The sequence below is a fragment of the Streptomyces sp. ICN903 genome (assembly GCF_022015835.1).
Lineage (GTDB): Bacteria > Actinomycetota > Actinomycetes > Streptomycetales > Streptomycetaceae > Streptomyces > Streptomyces fenghuangensis.
On record NZ_JAKMAY010000410.1, the window covers coordinates 1 to 4,154 of the forward strand.

2 protein-coding genes and 1 pseudogene are annotated in these 4,154 nt (G+C 71.1%); 2 read left to right on the top strand and 1 reads right to left on the bottom strand.

Annotation, left to right across the window (positions count from 1 at the left end):
- Positions 1 to 289 (top strand): annotated as a pseudogene (locus L7D48_RS26780) (hypothetical protein); the annotation flags it as partial.
- Positions 290 to 410: 121 nt separating this feature from the next.
- Here the strand turns inward: L7D48_RS26780 and L7D48_RS26785 are convergent.
- Positions 411 to 2,675, bottom strand: coding sequence for a (Fe-S)-binding protein (locus tag L7D48_RS26785; protein WP_237883364.1), 2,265 nt, complete (start codon positions 2,673 to 2,675; stop codon positions 411 to 413).
- A gap of 292 nt (positions 2,676 to 2,967) precedes the next feature.
- Between L7D48_RS26785 and L7D48_RS26790 the strand changes: the two genes are divergently transcribed.
- Positions 2,968 to 4,154: PP2C family protein-serine/threonine phosphatase (locus L7D48_RS26790; RefSeq protein ID WP_237883367.1), on the top strand; the 1,187-nt coding region annotated here is incomplete at its 3' end.

Consider the following 4,154-nt stretch of genomic DNA (forward strand, 5'->3'; position numbering starts at 1 on the left):
CGGGGAGGGCGGGCCCGCCTTCGAGGCGTCCGACCGCCGCGGCTCGATAGCCGCCGGCCGCTTCGGAGTGGTGTTCCGGCTGGACGGCGAGGAGGCCCGGTTCCCCTGGGACGAGATCGGCGCGGTCGAGACCGACCTCCCGCGCTTCGGGCGCCGGTTCTCCGTGTCGGTCTGCACGACCGCCCGCCGCTGGTACGAGGCCGACGTCGACGCCCCCTCCCGGAAGGTCCTGAAGGAGTGGGACGAGGGGTTCGACGCCGTCCTGGACGAGTGGTTCGGCGAGGACTGAGCAACCGAACCGGGAGAAGGGCCGGCCCGGCCCGGCAGGAGGACAGCGGAACGGCGGAGGCCGGCCCCGCGGGGTGCGGGACCGGCCTCCGCCGTCTTGCGTGCTGCCCGGAGCGTGACCGCTACGAGGCGGGCTCGGGCTCGGGAGCGGACTCCGTGCCGGCCGTGCCCTCCGGCTCCGCCGGGGTCTTGACCGACTCCAGCAGGAGCTGGGCGACGTCCACGACCTGGACGTTCTCCTTGGCCTTGCCCTCGTTCTTCTTGCCGTTGACCGAGTCGGTCAGCATCACCAGGCAGAACGGGCAGGCGGTGGAGACGATGTCCGGGTTCAGCGACAGCGCCTCGTCCACGCGCTCGGTGTTGATGCGCTTGCCGATGCGCTCCTCCATCCACATCCGCGCGCCGCCGGCGCCGCAGCAGAAGCCCCGCTCCTTGTGGCGGTGCATCTCCTCGTTGCGCAGGCCGGGCACGCGGCCGATGATCTCGCGCGGCGGCGTGTAGACCTTGTTGTGGCGGCCCAGGTAGCACGGGTCGTGGTAGGTGATCAGGCCCTCGACCGGCGTGACCGGCACCAGGCGTCCCTCGTCGATGAGGTGCTGGAGCAGCTGGGTGTGGTGGATGACCTCGTAGTGCCCGCCGAGCTGCGGGTACTCGTTGGCGATCGTGTTGAAGCAGTGCGGGCAGGTCGCGACGATCTTCTTCCTGGACCGCTCGACGGTGACGCCCTCTTCCTCATCCTCGCCGAAGGCCATGTTCAGCATGGCCACGTTCTCGGCGCCGAGCTGCTGGAAGAGGAACTCGTTGCCCAGGCGGCGGGGGGAGTCGCCGCTGCACTTCTCGTCGCCGCCCATGATCGCGAACTTCACGCCCGCGATGTGCAGCAGTTCCGCGAAGGCCTTGGTGGTCTTCTTGGCGCGGTCCTCCAGGGCGCCGGCGCAGCCGACCCAGTACAGGTACTCGACCTCGGTGAGGTCCTCGATGTCCTTGCCGACGACCGGGACCTCGAAGTCGACCTCCTTGGTCCACTCCAGGCGCTGCTTCTTGGCCAGGCCCCAGGGGTTGCCCTTCTTCTCCAGGTTCTTGAGCATCGTGCCCGCCTCGGACGGGAACGAGGACTCGATCATCACCTGGTAGCGGCGCATGTCGACGATGTGGTCGACGTGCTCGATGTCGACGGGGCACTGCTCGACGCAGGCGCCGCAGGTGGTGCAGGACCACAGCACGTCCGGGTCGATGACGCCGTTCTCCTCCAGCGTCCCGACCAGCGGGCGCTCGGCCTCGGCCAGGGCGGCGGCGGGAACGTCCTTCAGCTGCTCCTCGGTCGCCTTCTCCTCGCCCTCCATGTCCTTGCCGCCGCCGGCCAGCAGGTAGGGGGCCTTGGCGTGCGCGTGGTCGCGCAGCGACATGATCAGCAGCTTGGGCGAGAGCGGCTTGCCGGTGTTCCAGGCGGGGCACTGCGACTGGCAGCGGCCGCACTCGGTGCAGGTGGAGAAGTCGAGGATGCCCTTCCAGGAGAACTGCTCGACCTGGGAGACGCCGAAGGTGTCGTCCTCGCCCGGGTCCTCGAAGTCGATCGGCCTGCCGCCCGAGGTCATCGGCTGGAGCGGGCCGAGGGCGACCTCGCCGTTGGACTCGCGCTTGAACCAGATGTTGGGGAACGCCAGGAAGCGGTGCCAGGCGACGCCCATGGTGATGTTGAGCGACACCGTGATCATCCAGATCAGCGAGACGCTGATCTTGATCATCGCGGTGAAGTAGATCAGGTTCTGCAGCGTGCCGGTCCCCAGCCCGTCGAAGGCCTCCACCAGCGGGTAGGAGACGAAGTACGCCGCCTCGTAGCCCTCGACGTGGTGGATCGCGCCCTCCAGGCCGCGCAGCACCAGGATCGCCAGGCCGATGGTGAGGATGACGTACTCGACGAAGTACGCCTGCCAGGCGGTCGAACCGGCGAAGCGGGACTTGCGGCCGGGGCGGGTGGGCAGGTTGAGCAGCCGGATCACGATCAGGGTCAGGATGCCGACGACGGTCATCAGGCCGATGAACTCGATGTACATCTCGAACGGCAGGAAGCCGCCGAGGACGGGGAGGACCCAGTCGGCCCGGAAGAGCTGCCCGTACGCCTGGGCCAGGGTCGGCGGAAGCGTCAGGAAGCCGATCGCGACGAACCAGTGCGCGAAGCCGACGATCCCCCACCGGTTCATCCGGGTGTGGCCGAGGAACTCCTTGGCCAGGGTGATCGTGCGCTGCTTGGGGTCGTTCGTGCGTGTGCCCGCCGGGACCGGTTGGCCGAGCTTGACGAAGCGGTAGATCTGCGCGACGGCGCGTGCCAGGAGCGCAACGCCGACCGCGGTGAGTACCAGCGAGACGACGATCGCGGCGAGTTGCATGGCGGCTCCTCGAACCTGCGGGGGCGGTGCCTGCGGCTGCAAGCTTACTAAGCGGTAACTTATCCGATCTGTTCGAGACTACCCATGAACAGAGGCCGTCTGTAGCCACTCGTACGGTGATCTGCGTCGCTGAGGCGGCCCTTGCCCGAGAGGTGGCCGCGGGGCCTTGGGAAGGGCCCGGGAACGGAAGGGTGGATCCATCCTATAGACCTCCCGTACCTCATCCTCCGAATCGGTGTCGAATGCGGTAAAAAGGGATGCGTTCGTTTCCCGCGGCCGGGAGGAAGTCCCTATGCGCACTCCGCGCGCGGGGCTCGCGCGGGCCTCCGCGAGGCTCTGGGAGAGCTTGTGGGAGCGCCTGTGGGGGCGGCTGTGGGTCTGGCTCCTCCTCCCCTGGCTGCTCGTCCTCGTGGTCGCCGTCGTCGAGGCCACCGACGGGCTCCACGGCCGCGTCGCGCACGCCGGCTCCCTGCTCACCCCGGCGCCCGCGCTCGCCGCCGTCCGCGGGCGCCCCCGTGACGTGCTCGCCGTCTCCGCCGCCGCCCTGGCCCTCGGACTGGCCACCTCCTTCGAACCGGCCGCGGTCGAGACGGACACCTCCGCGACCGCGCTGGTCTCGCTGGTGGTGGTGAGCGCCGCGAGCCTGGTGGCGGCCGCGGCCCGGCGGCGGCGCGAGGGGCAGCTCGTCCGGATCCGGCAGGTCGCCGAGGCGGCCCAGCTCGCCCTCCTCCCCCCGGTGCCGCGCCGCGCGGACGGACTGCGCCTGGCCGCCAGGTACAGCGCCGCCGAGTCCGACACCCTGATCGGCGGCGACCTGTACGAGGCCGTGGTCCACCCGGGCCGCGTCCGGCTGGTCATCGGTGACGTGCGCGGCAAGGGCCTGCCCGCGATCCGTACGGCGGCGGCGGTGCTGGGCGCCTTCCGGGAGGCGGCCCAGTACGAGTCCGCGCTGACGACCGTGGCCGGACGCTGCTCGCGCGCGGTGGAGCGGTGCGCGCGCGAGGCGGCCGTCGGCCCCGGTCCGGACGCGCGGGCGGAGGCGGAGGAGCTGTTCGTCACCGCGGCGCTGGTGGAGATCGAGGGCGGGCGGCTGCGCGTCGTCGACCTGGGGCATCCGCCGCCGCTGCTGCTCACCGCCGGGGGCTGCCGGCCGCTGCCGGTCGATCCGCTGCCGCCGCTGGGGCTGGTGCACGGGTTCACGGCCGGGTGGGACGACGACCGCGGTCTGACCGTCCACACCCGGTGGCACCCCGGGGACCGGCTGCTGCTCCACACCGACGGCATCGACGAGGCGCGCGACGACGTGGGGCGCTTCTTCCCGCTCGCCGAGACGCTGCGGGAGCTGCGCGACGTGCCCACCGAGCGGCTGCCGGACGCGCTGTTGGATGCGGTCGCCCGCCACACCGGCGGGAGACTGCGGGACGACGCGGCGGTCGTCGCCGTCGAGTTCACGGCGGCCGGGGAGGCGGTCGCGGGGGC